The sequence below is a fragment of the Parabacteroides sp. KHUB-02 genome (assembly GCF_056640955.1).
On sequence record NZ_JBWQEV010000001.1, the window covers coordinates 867,685 to 887,549 of the forward strand.

Consider the following 19,865-nt stretch of genomic DNA (forward strand, 5'->3'; position numbering starts at 1 on the left):
AAAAAACAATCTAATATTATGAAACAAACAGTATTTGCGATGATAGCGGTAGCCTCTTTATTTATAGGGGCGACCTCATGTTCCCAACAACCCTCGGCAAAGGATCAAACGACGGTTCCCGCTGAGTTTACGATTAGTAAAGAAAAGTTGATGGATAAGATTAAGGGAGGTTGGGCCGGACAAACCATAGGCTGTACGTATGGCGGTCCGACGGAGTTCAAATATAACGGAACGATGATTCAGGAATACGTACCGATCGTATGGCCGGACGGGTATATCAAGTGGTGGTACGAGAATGTTCCCGGATTATATGATGATGTTTATATGGACCTTACGTTCGTAGATGTCTTTGACCGGTTGGGATTGGATGCTCCTGTAGACTCATTCGCCATGGCGTTCGCTACGGCAGGATATACGTTGTGGCATGCTAACCAGTCGGCACGTTATAATATTTTACAAGGGATCATGCCTCCGGCATCCGGTCATTGGCTGAATAACCCGCATGCGGATGATCTTGATTACCAGATCGAGGCGGACTATGCCGGACTGATGTCGCCGGGTATGCCGAATACGGCTTCCGAGATTTCTGATAAGATCGGGCATATCATGAATTATGGAGATGGTTGGTACGGCGGTGTGTATGTCGGGGCGATGTATTCGTTATCGTTTATCTCGGATGATATCGAGTTTATCGTGACTGAGGCATTGAAGACGATACCGGAGCAAAGTATCTATTATAAATGTATGAGCGATGTGATCCGCTGGCATAAGGAATATCCGGACGATTGGAAACGCACTTGGTTTGAATGTGAGAAGAAATGGAGCTCGGATATTGGTTGTCCGGATGGTGTTTTTGTTCCGTTCAATATCGATGCCGTGATTAATAGCGCATACATTCTTATCGGCTTGCTTTATGGTGAGGGAGATTTCTATAAGACATTGGATATCTCTACCCGTTGCGGACAAGACTCGGATTGCAACCCAGCCTCCGCGGGTGGTATCTTAGGAACAATCCTTGGTTATAGCCATATACCGGATTATTGGATGAAGAACTTGAGAGAAGTGGAGAATATGGATTTTGCCTATACGACCATCTCATTGAATAAGACTTACCAAATGGGCTTCGATCAAGCGTTGCAAGTGATAGAGCGCAACGGCGGTTCCGTTTCAGGTGACGAGGTGACGATCAAATGCCAGCAACCTGTAGCCGTTCGTTACGAGAAGGCTTTCGAGGGTATGTATCCGATAGAGAAAGTGGCGGTTAATAAGAATTTGCCCGATGTAGGAGAACTGCCTTTTGAGGGAACAGGCGCCGTATTCAAAGGCTTTGTGAACGCTAAAGATGATAAATACGTAGCGAAAGTAGAGATGTACCTAGATGGGGAGCTGGTTGAGACGGCGAACCTTCCGGCATCCTATACGACTCGTAGGAACGACCTGTTCTGGAAGTATCAGCTGCCCAAGGGAAAACATACGGCTGCGTTTAAATGGCTAAATCCACGTAATGATGTCTCCGTTCATTTCGGTGAGATACTGATTTACTCGGATGCTCCGAAAGAGATTGTTCACCAATAAAATTATAAAGATTATGAAGAAATCATTGTTTCTGATGGGCTTATTCGCCTTGTTTATCTCCTGTAAGGGGAATGTTTCTCAAACCGATAAGCCTCAACCGGTAAATCTTATTCTAGATACCGATTTAGGTCCGGATTATGATGATGTGGGCGCTATGGCCTTGATGCATGCCTTGGCGGATAGCGGTCAGGTAAATATCCTTGCGACTCTTTCCTCCAACCATGATGAGCGGGTGGTACCTTGCATTGAGGTGTTGAATACTTATTTCAACCGTCCGGACATACCGGTAGGGGCACCAAAGAGCGAACCGGGGGCCTCCTTGACTACTTGGCATAAAACGAAGTGGACTGACGAGTTACCCGCTAACTATCCGCATCATACGGCGAAGACTTCCGACGCTCCGGATGCTCTGAAGGTGTATCGTAAGATTCTGAGCGAACAACCGGATACCAGCGTTGTTATTTGTACGATTGGTTTCTTCTCTAATTTAAGGGATTTGCTTCAATCGGGAGCTGATGAATATAGCGATCTCTCCGGAAAGGAATTAGTCGCCAAGAAAGTGAAACGTTTGGTTTCTATGGCAGGCCTGTTTCCGGAAGGTAAAGAATTTAATGTGTATTGCGATGTCCCTGCCTCGAAAGTCGTAGCGGAGGAATGGCCTACAGAGATTGTCTTTAGCGGTTTTGAGATCGGGAACGTAATCTTGACCGGAAAGAAACTGGTGCAAATGAACGTGGAGAACAGTCCTGTAAAAGATGCGTATGCCCTTTGTTTCACGGAGGGAGACCCGGAAGGGCGCATGAGCTGGGATCATACGGCGGTATTGGTCGCTATAAAAGGTTATGAGCCTTATTTCGATGTAGAGCGAGGTACCTTTCATGTCGTAGATGATGAGGGGACTAACAATTGGGTGGCAAATCCCAATGGCCGTGATCTTCGTTTGATCGAGAAGATGCCGCCTACGGAGGTCGCTTCCTTGATAGAGAATTATATGATGCATCAACCATCTATTAAATAGTATTTTTATGTATATCGTACAAGATTATTCTTTAGCTGTCATATTCTGTGTCGTTACGATGCTTTGTTGGGGATCGTGGGGGAATACGCAGAAATTAGCCTCCAAGACTTGGAGATATGAGTTCTTCTATTGGGACTACGTGATTGGTGTCTTGCTCTTTTCTCTGATTTCCGGCTTTACCTTGGGCAGCATCGGGACGGAAGGACGCAGTTTCCTGCCGGATTTGGCGCAAGCGAACCTCGCTAGTTTAGGGAGTGCCTTTTTGGGTGGTATTATTTTTAATGCTGCCAATATCTTGTTGTCTGCGGCGATCGCCATTTGCGGATTGTCGGTCGCTTTTCCGGTAGGGATCGGATTGGCCTTGGTGCTAGGCGTATTGGTTAACTATTTCGGGGCGGCGAAGGGGGAACCGACTTATATCTTTATTGGTGTAGCCTTAATCACGGTCGCCATCATCTTGAATGGCCTGGCTTATAAGAAAGCCTTGGTCGGTACCAAGAAAGTATCGGGGAAGGGGATCCTTATATCGGTTGTGGCCGGCGTGATCATGGCCTTTTTCTATCGTTTTGTCGCCGCTTCCATGGATATGGAGAATTTCGCTTCTCCGGCACCCGGGAAGTTGACGCCTTATACCGCCGTATTTGTTTTTGCCATAGGAGTATTTGTTAGTAATTTCTTATTTAACACATTGGCAATGAAACATCCGGTGGAAGGTAAGCCTGTCTCCATATCCGGTTATTTTAAGGGAGATATGAGTACGCATCTCGTGGGTGTATTGGGGGGTGTTATCTGGTGTATCGGTCAATCTTTCAGTATGATAGCGTCAGAGAAAGCGGGAGCGGCTATATCTTACGGATTGGGGCAAGGAGCCACGCTAGTCTCCGCTTTATGGGGTATCCTTATCTGGAAAGAGTTCAAGGGAGCGCCAGCCATTTCCAATCGTCTGAATGTCGGGATGTTTATTTTATTCGTGATCGGACTTGGGTTCTTAATTTATGCGGGAGCTTAAATAACGTTATTTTTATTTATTCCGGAAAAAACATTACCTTTGTTCTTGTTTCTTGTTTATGGGAGTTTAATAACGAAAAAAGACGATCTATGAAAGAAGAAGGTGATGTATTCAAAAAGTTCCGTGATTCCTTCAGCAGGATGGAGGGACATTTCCATATACTAGAACAGCGTGTGCCGGTTGAACTTCAGATGGAGTATTTCAAATACTCGGAAAACGTACGGAAGGAAAACCGGCCTCCCCGTCCCTTATCGGAGGATGAGTGCGAGATCCTGTACAACACTTTGTTGACGGAGGAAACCACGGACAAGACCGAGAAGAGATATTTGTTATCTCAATTGGCTACCTCGAAATCCGTCCGTGCGTACCGCTTGTTGGAGGAATACACCCAGCATCCGGACCCGGAAGTGACAGATTGGGCCTACATGGCTTTGATGGAGTCTCGTATCTCCTTAGAGTCCGATTTCTCCGACGAGAAACAAATTTATATCTCGACCGGCTTGGGAGGAAAAGGGGAGAAGCTGCGTTTCTATGTCTTGATGACGTCTAAAGGCAAGAAACCTTTCCAAGAATATCAGCGGCAGACAATCGAGCGGGAGTTCGCTTATTATCTGCCGAAAACGGACTGCGAGATCGAGCGTTTGACGATCGGTGAGCAGTATGTGGAGCTGGTGTTCTTGATCCCGGTACGTACGGATATAAAAGCCACGTTGGACCGGGTGATCAATGAATGTAACCAATACGGCGATTTCCTCTCGAATGTTTTCACGATCACGAATGTCAAGGAATTGACACCCGAGGAGATTTCCGAGATTATAAGTAAGAATGGAGACGATTAAGCAAGCTATTAAGTATGGTGTAGTCGGGTTGAGCAATACCTTGATAACGATGATTGTTATCTGGGTGATGATGAAACTCTTCGGATGCCGGGAAGGTTTATCTAACTTAACGGGATATGTGGCAGGCATATTAAACAGTTTCATCTGGAACAAGCAATGGACTTTCAAGGGAAGTTCCACCGGATGGACGAAAGGGGCGGTTCGGTTCACGATCGCTTTCATTATTTGTTATGCCTTACAGTACGGATTGGTACTGATCTTGAATTCCCGACTTACGATCGATCATTACTACAACCACTTGATTGGAATGGCTTTCTATACGGTGATTAATTTTTTAGTAAATAAGTTTTATACCTTTAAAGCTTAAAAGGCATGAAGAAGTTAGCGGTTATAGTCCCGTGTTATAACGAGGAAGCCGTGATCGAGGAATCGTATCGGCGTACGAAAGAGGTCTTGGTAAAGTTGCCGAACCCTACGGAGATTATCTATATAAATGATGGCAGTCAGGATAAGACACGTTCTTTGTTGGATCATATAGCCGCTACCGATCCTCATGTGAAGGTGATTCACTTCTCCCGGAATTTCGGTCATCAACCGGCGGTAACGGCGGGTATCAATAACTGTGACGCTGATTTGGCGATTATCATCGACGCCGATATGCAGGATCCGCCGGAATTGATTCCGGATCTGCTGGAAGTGCAGGAGAGAGAGGATGCCAACGTGGTTTATTGCGTCCGTAAGTCACGGGAAGGGGAGAGTCTTTTCAAGCTGTTCACCTCCAAGGCTTTTTACCGGGTGATGAATTATATGAGCGAGGTCCATTTCCCGCTGGATACAGGAGATTTCCGTTTAGTGGACCGGAAGGTGATGAATGAGTTCGACCGTTTTAAGGAACGGGGAAAATATATCCGTGGCTTGATAAGCTGGGTGGGCTTCCACCAAGTGCCGTTTTATTATGAGCGTGAGGCGCGTATCGCCGGCGAGACGAAATATCCGATTAGTAAGATGCTGAAATTCGCGTCGACGGCAATGCTTTATTTCTCGAAGAAGCCGTTGCGTTTGGCGACGAGTCTCGGGTTTATATCCGTATTGGTCGGTATAATCTTGGCGGTTTGGTTCACGTTGGGTAAGATCTATGGTTTTAGTAACGCCGAGGTTGGCTGGACTTCTATCATGACTTCCATTATCTTCTTTGGAGGTGTGCAGCTATTGACGGTCGGCGTGTTAGGGCAATATGTCGGTATCCTCTTTGACGAGATCAAGGCCCGTCCCGAATACATTATTGACGAGAAGAAAAACTATTAAAAAACATCGGAGGCGAAATAAGCCGTTTTTCTATGATCTGAATTCTGTTCCATGATAAATGTCTTTTCATGATATACTTGTGAATGTAACATAAACAATTCGATATCCGGATAGTTTATACATAGAAGAGATTAATAAAACTTATGTGTCATGAAGTATAGAATAGAGAAAGATACCTTAGGTGAGGTGGAAGTGCCGGTGGACGTTTATTATGGGCCGCAAACACAACGGAGCGTGAATAATTTCAAGATCGCCACCGATATTAGCCGGATGCCCAAAGAGGTGATAGAGGCGTTCGCTTACTTGAAAAAAGGAGCGGCTTTGGCTAATAAAGACGCCGGCGTCTTGTCTCCGGAGAAATGCGAGTTGATCGGTAAGGTATGCGACGAGATCTTGGCGGGTAAATTAAATGACTCCTTCCCCTTGATCGTATGGCAAACGGGGAGCGGGACCCAGACGAATATGAATGTCAATGAGGTGATCGCCAACCGGGCACATGTGCTGAGCGGAGGAAAGCTAACGGATAAGGAGAAAGTGCTGCTTCCGAACGATGACGTGAATAAATCGCAATCCTCCAATGATACGTTTCCTTCCGCTATGCATATTGCCGCCTATAAGGTGACTGCGGAGGTGACGATCCCGGGATTGGAGAGTCTGTATCGTGCGTTGGCGCTAAAAAGTGAGGAGTTCATGAAGATCGTGAAGATCGGGAGGACTCATTTTATGGATGCCACTCCATTGACATTGGGGCAAGAGTTCAGTGGCTATGCGGCTCAATTGGAATATGGTATACGGAAAGTAAAGGATTCCCTGTCGCATATCTCCGAGTTGGCTTTAGGAGGTACGGCGGTTGGGACCGGTATTAACGCCCCAGTCAATTATGACGAGTGTGTCGCTAAGAAGATATCAGAGTTGACTGGGCTTCCTTTTGTAACCGCTCCGAACAAATTCGAGGCCCTAGCTACCCATGATGCCTTGGTTGAGGCGCATGGAGCCTTGAAATCCGTAGCGGTCAGCTTAATGAAGATCGCGAACGATATACGAATGTTGGGCTCAGGTCCTCGTGCCGGTATCGGTGAGATCCATTTGCCGGAGAACGAGCCGGGTTCCTCCATCATGCCGGGAAAGGTGAATCCTACGCAATGCGAGTCATTGACGATGCTCGCCGCTCAAGTAATGGGTAACGACGTGACAATCTCGATAGCCGGCTCCAACGGGCAGTTCGAGTTGAACGTATTTAAGCCGGTGATTATCTCGAACTTCTTGCAAAGCGCCCGCTTGATTGGTGACGGTTGCCTGAATTTCAGTGAACGTTGCGTAAAAGGCATTACCCCGGTGAACGAAAACATCAAACGCCATCTGGATAGCTCCTTAATGCTGGTTACCGCCTTGAATCCGAAAATAGGATATTACAAGGCCGCCGCTATCGCCCAGAAAGCCTATCAAGAAAATAAGACTTTGCGGGAGGCGGCTATCGAGTCCGGTTATGTGACCGCCGAGGAGTTTGATCGTTGGGTAGACCCGTCCAAGATGGTAGGAGAGATTGAGTAGTGTCAAAACTGCTACATCTTCTCCCAAAAATGAAACAAAGAGTTAAGATGATAATGGATATTTTTGTACCGTTATCATTTTAATTCTTTGTATTATGAAGAGCACACGATGTATTTTGTCTATAATCTTAGGGTTGCTGGCCGGATGGCTACCTCTGGGTGCGGTTACCGTATTGAAGAACCTACAGGTTGAGTATCAAACCAATCCACTGGGAATTGATGTCAGTCAGCCACGTTTTAACTGGCAGATGGAGTCCGATCGCTATGGGGCCTGTGGGCAGGCTTATCGGTTATGGGTGGCCGATAGTCCGGAGCAATTGGCTGCCGGGCGTTATATCTATGATTCGGGAAAGGTTCTTTCCGGGGAATCGGTCGGCGTAGTTTATCAAGGAAAAGCATTGCAACCTTCCACTCGCTATTATTGGAAAGTTTCCGTATGGGATGAATCGGGAACGGAAATTACCTCCACCGAGCCTGCGTGGTTCGAGACCGGTCTTCTGGGTTCCGGATGGAGTGGCGCCCGTTGGATCGGCTCGTCGGAGACACAACTCTCCAAATATCGCTCGCATTATGTGATCGACTATGATGTGCGGGTTGCCGAGGGTAATGATAAAGCCGTATTTGTCTTTGGGTCGAGGGACGCTGATAATTATGTGTCTGCTGAACTGGACTTGAATGGTTCGGGGGATGCCCGTTTCATTTTACGTCATACCACAGATGGAAAAACGAGGCAAGATGCGGCGGAAAGTCTGGCCTCTATCATCCCAGCCTCGGATAAGCATAAGGTGCATCATATCCGGTTGAAGGTGACGACGGCCCAATATGCCTTGAAATATTTCGTGGATATAGAGATCGATGGAAAGACCTTGGTGAATTCCTCTTTGACTCCCGAGGAGAAAGAACGGAAGAGCCGTGGTGATTTCTGGGGAGGCAAGGAAGGGGCTTTCACCGTGTATCCTTATCCGGATGGAGAGTTGGTTTATCATTGCCGCTTGTACGCGATCGGTTTCCTGCAACCTAAAGGGCAGACCGCTACATTCTCCAACTTGCGTATCAGCGAGGATACGTGGAATACGCTTCTGTACAATCCTGCCGAGACTTATGTGGAGAAAGGGGAGGGAAAGCTCAATGTCTGGTATCCGGGCGAGAACGTATCCGCTCCCATGCTCCGGAAAGCGATAAAGATAGAGAAACCGGTCAAGAGCGCCCGTTTATATGCTACCGCTAGGGGCATCTATGAGTTCTCGGTGAACGGGCGGAAGGTTGGAAAGGATTATCTGAATCCGGGTTGGACGGATTACCGTTACCGTATCATGTATAATACGTATGATATAACGAGTTTGCTACGACCGGGTGATAATGGTATCGGGGCGATGTTGGGCGCCGGATGGTGGAGCGAGCATAGCGGTTTCCTTACCGGTTGGCAGGATCAATACGGAACCCGCCAGTCCTTATTGGGAAAGATCGTGATCGAGTATGCCGACGGTACTCGTGAGACGATCGTTACGAATGATAGCTGGAAATGTTATGACCGGGGACCGATCACTTTTAACGGCCTTCAGAATGGAGAGGAATACGATGCCCGGAAAGAGGTGAACGGCTGGGATGCTCCGGGTTTTGATGACTCGTCATGGAAACCGGCGACCTTATTCGCCGCTCCTCCGGTAAATGTGGAGATCCAAGGATATGTAGGCAGCCCGATACAAAATAATGTGACCCTGACCGCTCAGTCCGTGGTAGAGCCTATCCCCGGTGTCTATGTCTATGATATGGGGCAGAATATGGTCGGTGTTCCCCGTCTGACTTTCAAGGGAAAGGCCGGACAGGAAATCACGATCCGTTTCGGGGAGATGAATTATCCGGAAACGATCCCTACCGAACCTGTCGCCCCGTATACGATCGCGATGTATAAGGAGAAGAAAGGGCAAGTCTATACGGATAATTACCGGAGCGCCCTTTCCACGGATCGTTATATCTTGAAAGGGGATGCGGCGGGTGAGACGTATGAGCCTCGCTTTACGTTCCATGGTTTCCGTTACGTGGAGATTCACGGGTTGGACAAGCCGTTACCCTTGGAGGCGGTGAAAGGGATCGTGCTGGAATCTATCGGTGCGCGGACGAGCGGTTATGAGACGTCGGACGAGCGTGTCAACCGTTTGTTTAATAATATCATCTGGGGCCAACGGGGTAATTTCTTGTCGGTTCCGACTGATTGCCCGCAACGGGATGAGCGTATGGGCTGGACAGGGGATGCGCAGGTATTTGCCCGTACGGCTACTTATAATATGAATGTCGATCCGTTTTACACCCGTTGGCTCTACTCGGTCCGGGATAATCAAGGAGATGACGGTAGTTACGCGAACTATATACCCGTAGTCGGTTTCCCGCCTCACGGCGCGGAGGATGGCGGAGGTGCCATGGGATGGATGGAAGCCGGCGTGATCGTACCGTGGCAAATGTATCAACAATACGGAGACGTGCGTATTTTGGAACAGCATTACGCTTCCATGGTCGCTTATATGGATTATTTGGAGCGTCGTGCTGTACGCTATGTACAGCCCTTCGGTGGTTTCGGCGATTGGCTGGCTATCGAGCCGACGAATTCCATGTTGACGAACACCGCTTACTCCGCCTACGACGCTTTGATTATGGAGCAGGTAGCGAAACGTTTAGGGAAGGACGCGGACCAAAGGCGTTTCCGTACTTTCTACGAGAACGTGAAGAGGTCTTTTAACGACCTGTTCGTAAACGAGGAAGGACGCACGTTCGCCCCGACGGTGGAATCTATCTTTGGCAAGGACTCGCAAGTAGGTATGTGGCCCGGAACGGCGGCTACCGAGGCGAAAATCGTAGATACGCAGACCTCATACGTGGTTCCTCTTCAGTTTGATCTGTTCAATGAGAAAAACAAACCCTTGGCGATCCGGCATCTGGTAGAGAATATCAAGAAACATAATTATACGCTTACGACTGGCTTTATCGGTACGCCTTACCTGAATTTGGTATTATCCGACAATGGTTATGACGATGTCGCCTATAAGCTGTTTGAGCAAACCGCCTATCCTTCATGGCTATACCCTGTCTTGCAAGGCGCTACCACGATTTGGGAACGTTGGAATTCCTACACGTTGGTAAATGGCTTCGGCCCTGTGGACATGAACTCTTTCAACCATTATTCGTATGGCGCTATCGAGGAGTGGATGATAGCTTATACCTTGGGTATCCAGCGGGATGAGGAACAACCCGCCTATAAGCACATCATCCTTCAACCCCGTATCGGCGGAACCTTCTCGTTCATCCGGGGTCATTACGATTCCGCCTATGGCCGTATCGAGAGTGGATGGCAAATCCAAAAGAAGGGCTATATATACGAGGCAACCATCCCCGCTAATACGACGGCTACCTTATATCTGCCCGCCCGGTCTGTTAAGTCCGTTCATGTGGAGAAAGGGCAGGAGGGTATCACGTCCGTGGGGTTGAAGGATGGGAAGGCTGTGTACCGATTGAGATCGGGGAGCTACCGGATATGTGTGGATTGAATATTTAGAAAATATTTGGCCTTGCATCGGGTGCGCAGTCGAATCTGTGAGAAATGCGGGGCTTACATCGGGCGCGGGGTCGAATCTTGGAGAAATATTTGACCTTGCGCTGGGTGCGCGGTCGAATCTCGGAGAAATGCGGGGTTTACACCGGGTGCAAGGTCGAATCTTGGAGAAATGCGGTGCTTCTCACCCGGTGTAAGGTCAGATTTTGTAAAAACGATAGTGCCCGGCCTTATTAAAATCTGTACATTCGCGCAAAAATAAATAAGAACATTGTTCATGATTGTTTAATTCTAATTAGATCAAGCGAGAATGTCAATACGAAAATCGGATCGCATTATCAGCGTGGAGCACGTATCGAAGTATTTCGGCGAGAAAGCCGTGCTGAATGATGTAAATTTACAGGTCCGCAAGGGCGAGTTTGTAACCATTTTGGGGCCTTCCGGTTGCGGAAAGACTACCCTGTTGCGTTTGATAGCCGGCTTCCAGACGGCCTCCGAGGGCGTTATCACGATGTCCGGGAAGGAGATTACGCAGACGCCGCCGCATAAACGTCCCGTAAATACGGTATTCCAGAAATATGCTTTATTTCCACATCTGAATGTGTACAATAATATCGCCTTTGGCCTAAAGCTGAAGAAACTTCCTTCCGCCACGATCGAGAAGAAAGTGAAACAAGCGTTGAAAATGGTAGGGTTGACAGACTATGAGGATCGGGATGTCGATTCCCTTTCCGGTGGCCAGCAGCAACGTGTGGCGATCGCTCGCGCTATCGTGAATGAGCCGGAGGTGTTATTGCTGGATGAGCCGTTGGCGGCCTTGGACTTGAAGATGCGCAAGGACATGCAAATGGAATTGAAAGAGATGCATAAGTCCTTAGGCATTACGTTCGTGTACGTGACCCACGACCAAGAGGAAGCGCTGACGCTGAGCGACACGATCGTTGTCATGAGCGAGGGAAAGATCCAGCAAATCGGTACCCCGATCGATATTTATAACGAGCCGGTCAATTCGTTCGTCGCTGATTTCATCGGTGAGAGTAACATCTTGAACGGAACGATGATCAAGGATAAGCAAGTCTCTTTCGCCGGTCATGAGTTCGAGTGCGTGGATGAGGGATTCGGGGAGCAAATGCCGGTAGATGTCGTGTTGCGCCCCGAGGATATTTACATCTTCGAGCCGTCGGAGGCGGCGATGCTGACGGGTACGGTAACCTCCTCCATCTTTAAGGGCGTGCATTATGAGATGATGGTGCAAACCCCGAACGGATACGAGTTCATGGTACAGGATTACCACCCGTTCGAGGCGGGTAGCGAGGTCGGGCTTCTTATCAAGCCTTTCGATATCCATGTAATGAAGAAAGAGCGTATTTGCAATACCTTCGAGGGAAAGCTCATCGACGCTACGCATGTGGAATTCCTAGGCTGTACGTTCGAATGCAAGGAGGTAACCGATATAGAGCCAAATACGCCTGTGAAAGTCGAGATCGATTTTAAAGATGTGATCTTGGAGGATAACGAGGAAGACGGTCGCCTGACCGGAGAGGTGAAATTTATCCTCTACAAAGGCAACCATTATCATCTGACCGTGTTTACGGATTGGGACGAGGACATCTTTGTCGATACCAACGATGTATGGGATGATGGAGACCATGTCGGCATAACGATCGCCCCGGATAAAATTCGAATTATTCATGCTTAAAAAGGGAAGGAAGTGATCAATACGTTTTCTGCATTTTTTATGAGACGAAGGAACTGGACCATTCCTTATGTCCTGTTCTTGGCCATCTTTGTCGTGATACCGCTCCTCTTGATCGTGTATTACGCCTTTACGAATGACGAAGGGATGTTTACCTTCGCCAATTTCCGTAAGTTTATGATCCATCCCGAGGCGATAAACACCTTCGTGTATTCAGTCGGGATCGCTTTGATAACGACCATTCTTTGTCTGCTGCTGGGATATCCGGCCGCTTGGATATTGAGCCAAGCCCGATTTAATACTTCCCGTACGATGGTCGTTTTGTTTATCCTTCCGATGTGGGTCAATATCTTGATCCGTACGTTGGCTACCGTGGCTTTGTTCGATTTCTTGAATTTCCCGCTGGGAGAGGGGGCCTTGATCTTTGGTATGGTGTACAACTTCCTGCCCTTTATGATCTACCCGATTTATAATACGCTCCAGAAAATGGATCACAGCTTGATAGAGGCGGCGCAAGACTTGGGGGCGAATCCGTCGCAGGTATTTATCAAGGCCGTATTCCCACTATCGATGCCGGGAGTGATGAGCGGTATCATGATGGTGTTTATGCCGACCATCTCTACGTTTGCCATCGCCGAGTTGTTGACGATGAACAATATCAAGCTCTTCGGTACGACCATACAGGAGAATATCAATAACGGTATGTGGAACTACGGGGCGGCGCTTTCTCTTATCATGTTGTTATTAATCGGAATCACGGGATTGTTCAGCAATGAGAGCAGTGATTCGGCGAATGAGGGAGGGCTTATCTGATGGTGAAATATTTAGCTAAGGGATATCTATGGGCTTTGTTATTATTGCTCTACTCGCCGATCTTGATTATCATGATCTTCTCATTTACGGAGGCGAAAGTACTGGGTAACTGGACCGGGTTCTCCACGAAATTATATAGCTCTCTTTTTGCCGGCAACGTACAACATTCGTTGGTCAGCGCACTTTGGAATACGTTCGCTATCGCCATGATAGCCGCTACGGTATCTACCTTGTTGGGGAGCGTAGCCGCTATCGGGATCTTTAATTTGAAGGCAAGAGCCCGCAATGCCGTGAGTTTTGTCAATAACATCCCGATGTTGAATCCGGATATCATTACCGGTATTTCCTTGTTCCTGTTGTTTGTCAGCTTAGGGATCTCTCAAGGTTTGACGACGGTCGTGCTGGCGCATATCACGTTCTGTACGCCGTATGTGGTATTAAGCGTCATGCCCCGCTTGAAACAAATGAACCAGAATATCTACGAGGCGGCGTTGGATTTGGGGGCGACTCCGTTTCAGGCCTTGCGGAAGGTGATCTTCCCGGAAATCCGTCCGGGTATGATCAGTGGCTTTATCCTTGCCTTCACGCTATCTATCGACGATTTCGCCGTGACCATATTTACAATTGGTAATGAGGGCTTGGAAACCCTTTCCACCTTTATCTACGCGGATGCCCGGAAAGGAGGTTTGACCCCGGAACTGCGTCCCCTCTCAACGATTATATTCGTAACCGTGTTAGTATTGTTGATTGTTATAAATAAACGTGCTGAGAAAGCGAAGCGAGCGTAAATGAAAATGAAGAAATTTATATCGATTCTGTCTGTTTTGGCCCTGCTTATGGGGCTGTTCACTTCTTGCGGGCGCTCGGACGAGGAGAGAAGCAAGATCTTGAAGATTTATAACTGGGGAGATTATATCGACGAGGACGTCCTGACGGATTTCCCGAAATGGTATAAGGAACAGACGGGTGAGGAAGTCCGGATTATCTATCAGGTCTTTGATATCAACGAGATCATGTTGACCAAGATCGAGCGGGGACATGAGGATTTCGACTTGATTTGCCCTTCGGAGTATATCCTTGAGCGCATGCTGCGGAAAAATCTCTTGCTACCGATCGACCGTAATTTCGGGAAGACACCGGATTATATCGACAATGTCTCTCCCTATATCCAAGAGGAACTGAATAAGTTAAGTCAGCCGGGCCGTAAGACTACCGACTACGTGGTTCCTTATATGTGGGGAACCGCCGGCCTGTTGTATAATAAAGCCGATGTCTCGAGGGACGAGGTAATGTCGTGGAAATGCCTTTGGGACCCTCGTTTCAGGAATAAGATCTTGATGAAGGATAGTTATCGTGACGCTTATGGAACCGCTATCATATACGCCCATGCGAGGGAATTGGCGAATGGTACGATCACGGTGGAGCAATTGATGAACGATAGCTCCTCGGAAATGATCGCTATCGCCGAGGAATACTTAAAGAAAATGAAACCGAATATCGCCGGTTGGGAGGCCGATTTCGGTAAGGAGATGATGACGAAAGGAAAGGCGTGGCTGAATTTCACTTGGAGCGGCGACGCGGTCTGGGCCATGGAAGAGGCGAGTGCCGTAGGCGTAGATCTGGGGTATGAGGTTCCTTTGGAGGGTAGTAATATCTGGTACGATGGTTGGGCGATCCCTAAATACGCTCGCAACGTGAAGGCGGCCAGTTATTTTATGGACTATCTATGCCGTCCGGACATCGTCTGCCGTAATATGGAAGTGACCGGATATGTCAGCACCGTGGCCACCCCGGAAATATTGGCGGAAAAGATCGATACGACGCAGACCGAGTTCTCGGACGTAAGTTATTTCTTCGGACCGGGAGCGGAGCGTGTCCAGATAGACCCGGCTCAATATCCGGACCGGAAGGTCGTGGAACGTTGTGCCATGATCCGTGATTTCGGGAACGAGACGGAGGTGGTTCTGGAAATGTGGAGCCGGGTAAAAGGTGACAATCTTAACTCTTGGATTGTTATATTGATATTCGCTGTTTTCGGCTTGTTGTTTGTCTGGGTCGTTTACAAGCGGATCAATCGTTATCAACAGAAAAGACGACATCGTAGACGTCGTAGCTGGTATAAAAAGAAATGATATGGAAGGCATAAAGAACTTGATTATAGACTTGGGCGGTGTGCTTATTAACTTGACTCGCAACCGTTGTATCGAGGCTTTCGAGAATCTGGGCGTGGAGAATATCCGGGAACAGATCACGAATAACTATCAACATAAGGACTTGTTTGAGCGATTAGAGTTGGGAACGATTTCGGTGGAACAGTTTCGCGATGATATTCGTGCCTTATCGGGAAAGCCCCTGACGGACGAACAAATCGACACGGCATGGATCGCCATGTTGGGAGACGTCCCGGAAAATAAGTTGCGTCTGCTATTGGAGCTTCGTGAACGCTATAATACGATGCTTCTGAGCAATACGAACGAGCTTCATTGGAAATGGTCCGAAGATACCTATTTCTCTTATCAAGGTCTTTGTGCCCAAGATTTCTTCCATAAGATTTACCTCTCTTACGAATTGCATATGCTGAAGCCGAACGTGGATATTTTTGAGTACGTACTGAAGGACTCGAATCTTTTAGCCGAGGAGACTATGCTGATTGATGACGCTTCCGTGAATTGCCGGGCGGCTGAATTATTGGGAATGAAGTCCTATATGCCGCAGCAAAGGGAGGATTGGTCGCATCTATTCAAATGAAGGCCGGTCATTGTTTGGTCCCGGCCTAAATGTCTTTAACCTTTAGGATATTATACGAGGTACCAAGATCATACACATCATTCCCGTCTACTTTCTTGATGTACTTTACGACACGGATGGTGACGGGAAGGATGATAACCTCGTACAAGGATTTAAGTACCGCCTGCGTCCCGATCATGATAAGCAATTCTCCGGCCGGGATCAATCCGGCGAAGGCGATCGGGAAAAAGATCAGGGAATCGGCGCTCTCACCGATAAGGGTAGATACGATCGCTCGTAACGAGAAATTCTTTCCGTTGGAGGCGATTTTCATTTTGCTCATCACATAGGCGTTCAGGAAAGAACCGGCCAAAAACGCTATCAAGCTGGCGACCGCTATACGTGGGGCCATCCCGAAGACGAAATTGAAACCTTCCTCACCCTCCCAAAAAGGGGCGGCCGGTAATAATACCGCCAATTGCGCGAATGCGATCACCAGAAAATTAGAGGCGAAGCCACTCCAGATAATTAGCCGTGCCTTCTTGAATCCCCACACTTCCGCTATACAATCATTGATGATATACGAGATCGGGAATACGATCAAACCTGCGGTAGCCGTTATACCGCCTACTTGCACTACTTTTGTCTCTAAAAGATTGGACGCTACAAGGCATATATTAAAAAGTATACCTAGCAGCATGAAAGGTACTGTAACTGTTTTTTGCATGTCTTCTTGTTTTTAACGAGGTTTATCAAGCACTCGGGGTGCGAAGGTACGAAAATTCTCATTAAAAACGATGGGTATAGCAGATACCGATCGCATGGCGGTAATTCACGGGATCGTCTACATTAAATATATGGTAGCGATAATAGAGTTGGAGGTTATTGTTCGGGTTTAGTTGGTAATTACTTCCTGTGGAGAAACGGATCTTATCGGACCGCATCTTATTTCGCGTATCATTGAAGACCTCGGTGTAGGCAAAAGGACAGAAACCACTCTTGCCGATCTTATAGGAGAGGGTCAGCATCGAACGCAGATAATTCTTGGGATGTTCGGCGTGAACCTTATAGGTACTTTGAAAACGTTCCCGGACAGAGAGGGTAAAACGTCCGGCCGAATAAGTCCCCGTAGCGTAGAGATAATATCGGTTTCGTAACTCGTCGGATGCCTTGTATCGTGCTAGAGACATATATCCGCTTCCTGCCAGAAGATATTTATTAAACTTGTAGTTTACCTCAACGGTGGTGAGGAACCATTCCGCTTCCTTAAAGTCATCTCTCGGACGGATGTCCTCTTCTACAAGAAAGGATAAATGCTTATAGATTTTTCCGCATAGGCTCGCCTTGAAATACACACCTGCGCCTTCCATTCCGTATAGGGATGAAGTGCATCCTATTATAAAGAATAGGATCAGATAAATAGATCGTTTTGTATATGATGTGTTTTTCATGTAGAGTGACTTCCGATGCAAAAGTAGTGTTTTTGGATGTAATACCAACGCCTCAGGATATTATATCCGATTTTTCTTATATTTGTCTCCTATTAACTATCAAATTCGAATACATGGAAAACATATCAAGAAGAACGGCTATCAAGACATTTTTAGCTGGAGGCGTGGCTTTGGCGACTACAGGTATCGAGGCGGCAGCCGCCGCGAAAAAGAAAACAGACGTGAAGGAAACCTTGAAAGGAAATGTCCGCCATTCCGTAAGTAAATGGTGTTTCGGCGATTATAAGCTGGACGAGTTCTGTGAGATCTGCAAGCATATAGGGATTGAATCCGTTGAGTTGCTGGACCCGGTAGATTGGCCGATCGTACAAAAACATGGCCTGACGGTGGCGATGGCGCAAGGGGCCGGGCTTGGAATAGATCGAGGTTTCAATGATCCGGCCTTGCATGACGAGTTGGTCGCCAGTTATGAGAAGGTGATCCCGATGGTGGCGGACGCTGGATTGACAAACTTGATTTGCTTCTCCGGCAGACGTAATGGCGTAACGGACTTGCAAGGCTGGGAGAACTGCGAGAAGGGGTTGAAGCGCCTTATCCCGTTAGCGGAGAAACATAAGGTCGTCTTGACTATGGAGCTTTTGAACAGTGTCGGCCATAAGGATTATCTGTGCGATCATACGGTTTGGGGGGCGGAGCTTTGTCGCCGTATCGGTTCCCCTAATTTTAAGTTACTATATGATATTTATCATATGCAGATCATGGAGGGGAATATCATCGAGAATATCCGGAAATATAATCAATACTTCTCCCATGTCCATACCGGAGGTAGCCCGGGACGTGCGGAAATCGACGAGACGCAGGAACTTTATTATCCGGCTATCATCAAGGCTCTTATGGAGACAGGCTATAAAGGCTTCGTTGGGCAGGAGTTCGTCCCCGCCCAAGAAGACAAGATCGCTTCCTTGGAGAAGTGTATCCGTATCTGTGATGTATAGGGCTATTTAGTAATAACTTACAGTGCCAAGCCAATGCCGTTATAGTGGCACGGCTGTGCCACCAGCGTGGCATCGTTGTGCCATCGCTATGGCATCATCGTGCCATCGCCGTGGCATTATCGTGCCATAAGGGTGGCACGACTATAATACTAGAATGACAAAGACCTTGAATTTATTTTCTCCAGCCATGTTACGTTTTCTTTTCTCGATTGTCATTAAGATAGAATGGAACAAGAACAGTTTAAAAAAGAGATATTGCCTTTGCGGGAGAAACTATTCCTTTACGCGAGAAGGCTGCTTGATAACCCGGAGGATGCCGAGGATATCATGCAGGAAGTCTTTTTGAAACTATGGTATATGCGTGGCGAGTTAGACTATTATAATTTAGACTATTTTTTTATGTCGAGATATTGGATAGTAGTGTCTAAATTTTGTACACCACTGTCAAATAATTGGACAGTCTGTTTTGGAAAGTAAAATACTACTTGTTTGAGAATTAAATATTTAGTTAGTTTGGCACACTATTTGAATTAGATATGGTAAATTAAATAGTTAGATAACAATTAAAACAAATACAGTCATGATTAAGATCGAAGGTTTAAGTAAGTTTTTCCGTACGGAAGAGGTTGAGACAATTGCGTTGAATAAGGTTTCTTTGGAGGTAAAAGATGGCGAGTTCGTCGCTGTCATGGGACCTTCCGGTTGCGGTAAGTCTACGTTGTTGAATATTCTGGGTTTGCTGGATAATCCTTCCGAGGGAAATTATTACTTGGGCGACCAAGAGGTAGGACACTTGAAAGAGAAAGAGCGTACGCAGGTCCGTAAGGGAAACATCGGTTTCGTGTTCCAGAGCTTCAACTTGATAGACGAGTTGAACGTTTTTGAGAACGTGGAGCTGCCGTTGACTTATCTAAAGATCAAGGCGTCGGAGCGTAAGCAGATGGTAACGGATATCTTGAAGCGGATGAATATCAGCCACCGTGCGGCTCACTTCCCTCAGCAACTCTCCGGAGGTCAGCAGCAGCGTGTGGCGATCGCTCGTGCGGTAGTTTCCAACCCGAAGATAATCTTGGCCGATGAGCCAACGGGTAACTTGGATTCCAAGAACGGTGCCGAGGTTATGCAGCTGCTCACCGAGCTGAATAAGGAGGGAACGACAATCGTAATGGTGACGCACTCCAAGCACGACGCGGGTTTCGCCCACCGTGTGATCAATTTATTCGACGGTAGCGTTGTTTCTTCCGTTAGTGAATTTATTTAGTCAACATGACATAAACACATACACACAAGAGTTTTTTATAAGCTAATTGGCCTGTGAAGGTCGGTTAGCTTTCAATTTAACT

Annotated in this window: 18 protein-coding genes; 16 read left to right on the top strand and 2 right to left on the bottom strand. The window is 47.3% G+C overall.

Annotated features, from left to right (window positions below; translation table 11 throughout):
* Window positions 1-18: 18 nt before the first annotated feature.
* The 13 genes from ACYIA1_RS03845 (at window position 19) to ACYIA1_RS03905 (ending at window position 16,097) form a co-directional block, all read left to right on the top strand.
* Entirely contained in the window at window positions 19-1,575 is a 1,557-nt protein-coding gene (locus tag ACYIA1_RS03845) for an ADP-ribosylglycohydrolase family protein (RefSeq protein WP_413639471.1), read from the top strand.
* A gap of 13 nt (window positions 1,576-1,588) precedes the next feature.
* Window positions 1,589-2,593, top strand: coding sequence for a nucleoside hydrolase (locus tag ACYIA1_RS03850; RefSeq protein WP_413641121.1), 1,005 nt, complete (start codon window positions 1,589-1,591; stop codon window positions 2,591-2,593).
* A gap of 7 nt (window positions 2,594-2,600) precedes the next feature.
* Window positions 2,601-3,602 carry a GRP family sugar transporter gene (locus tag ACYIA1_RS03855; protein WP_224202197.1) on the top strand — a complete coding sequence of 334 codons (1,002 nt, stop codon included), beginning with the start codon at window positions 2,601-2,603 and terminating at the stop codon, window positions 3,600-3,602.
* Window positions 3,603-3,691: 89 nt separating this feature from the next.
* Entirely contained in the window at window positions 3,692-4,441 is a 750-nt protein-coding gene (locus tag ACYIA1_RS03860) for a hypothetical protein (RefSeq protein WP_413639473.1), read from the top strand.
* The gene (locus ACYIA1_RS03865) at window positions 4,428-4,808 is read left to right on the top strand and encodes a GtrA family protein (protein WP_005858065.1); all 381 of its coding nucleotides are present in this window, start codon (window positions 4,428-4,430) and stop codon (window positions 4,806-4,808) included. Before ACYIA1_RS03860 ends, ACYIA1_RS03865 begins: the two co-directional genes overlap by 14 nt.
* 5 nt (window positions 4,809-4,813) lie before the next feature.
* Entirely contained in the window at window positions 4,814-5,746 is a 933-nt protein-coding gene (locus tag ACYIA1_RS03870) for a glycosyltransferase family 2 protein (protein ID WP_005866377.1), read from the top strand.
* A 150-nt stretch (window positions 5,747-5,896) separates the two neighbouring features.
* Window positions 5,897-7,297 carry a class II fumarate hydratase gene (fumC, locus tag ACYIA1_RS03875; RefSeq protein ID WP_008779616.1) on the top strand — a complete coding sequence of 467 codons (1,401 nt, stop codon included), beginning with the start codon at window positions 5,897-5,899 and terminating at the stop codon, window positions 7,295-7,297.
* Window positions 7,298-7,391: 94 nt separating this feature from the next.
* Window positions 7,392-10,835 carry an alpha-L-rhamnosidase gene (locus ACYIA1_RS03880; protein WP_480334438.1) on the top strand — a complete coding sequence of 1,148 codons (3,444 nt, stop codon included), beginning with the start codon at window positions 7,392-7,394 and terminating at the stop codon, window positions 10,833-10,835.
* A 315-nt stretch (window positions 10,836-11,150) separates the two neighbouring features.
* Complete coding sequence (locus ACYIA1_RS03885; protein WP_121956415.1) at window positions 11,151-12,539, top strand: polyamine ABC transporter ATP-binding protein; 1,389 nt, start codon at window positions 11,151-11,153, stop codon at window positions 12,537-12,539.
* 12 nt (window positions 12,540-12,551) lie between these two features.
* On the top strand, window positions 12,552-13,349 hold the full coding sequence (locus tag ACYIA1_RS03890; protein ID WP_005858055.1) for an ABC transporter permease: 798 nt from the start codon (window positions 12,552-12,554) through the stop codon (window positions 13,347-13,349).
* On the top strand, window positions 13,349-14,137 hold the full coding sequence (locus ACYIA1_RS03895) for an ABC transporter permease (protein ID WP_005858053.1): 789 nt from the start codon (window positions 13,349-13,351) through the stop codon (window positions 14,135-14,137). Before ACYIA1_RS03890 ends, ACYIA1_RS03895 begins: the two co-directional genes overlap by 1 nt.
* 6 nt (window positions 14,138-14,143) lie before the next feature.
* Complete coding sequence (locus ACYIA1_RS03900; protein WP_480334441.1) at window positions 14,144-15,481, top strand: ABC transporter substrate-binding protein; 1,338 nt, start codon at window positions 14,144-14,146, stop codon at window positions 15,479-15,481.
* A 1-nt stretch (window position 15,482) separates the two neighbouring features.
* Window positions 15,483-16,097 (top strand): HAD family hydrolase, encoded by a 615-nt coding sequence (locus ACYIA1_RS03905; protein WP_347172738.1) that lies wholly within the window; start codon window positions 15,483-15,485, stop codon window positions 16,095-16,097.
* 25 nt (window positions 16,098-16,122) lie between these two features.
* On the opposite strand, the gene ACYIA1_RS03910 is transcribed toward ACYIA1_RS03905, so the two are convergent.
* Window positions 16,123-16,803: a queuosine precursor transporter gene (locus tag ACYIA1_RS03910; protein WP_005858047.1), complete on the bottom strand. Its 681-nt coding sequence runs from the start codon at window positions 16,801-16,803 to the stop codon at window positions 16,123-16,125.
* A gap of 61 nt (window positions 16,804-16,864) precedes the next feature.
* Complete coding sequence (locus ACYIA1_RS03915; protein WP_008774273.1) at window positions 16,865-17,527, bottom strand: DUF2490 domain-containing protein; 663 nt, start codon at window positions 17,525-17,527, stop codon at window positions 16,865-16,867.
* A 113-nt stretch (window positions 17,528-17,640) separates the two neighbouring features.
* Between ACYIA1_RS03915 and ACYIA1_RS03920 the strand changes: the two genes are divergently transcribed.
* From ACYIA1_RS03920 to ACYIA1_RS03930, 3 genes are all read left to right on the top strand, one after another.
* On the top strand, window positions 17,641-18,522 hold the full coding sequence (locus ACYIA1_RS03920) for a hydroxypyruvate isomerase family protein (RefSeq protein ID WP_122144118.1): 882 nt from the start codon (window positions 17,641-17,643) through the stop codon (window positions 18,520-18,522).
* A 225-nt stretch (window positions 18,523-18,747) separates the two neighbouring features.
* Window positions 18,748-18,999, top strand: coding sequence for an RNA polymerase sigma factor (locus tag ACYIA1_RS03925; RefSeq protein WP_005866389.1), 252 nt, complete (start codon window positions 18,748-18,750; stop codon window positions 18,997-18,999).
* 103 nt (window positions 19,000-19,102) lie between these two features.
* Window positions 19,103-19,783 (top strand): ABC transporter ATP-binding protein, encoded by a 681-nt coding sequence (locus ACYIA1_RS03930; RefSeq protein ID WP_005858035.1) that lies wholly within the window; start codon window positions 19,103-19,105, stop codon window positions 19,781-19,783.
* Window positions 19,784-19,865: the final 82 nt, after the last annotated feature.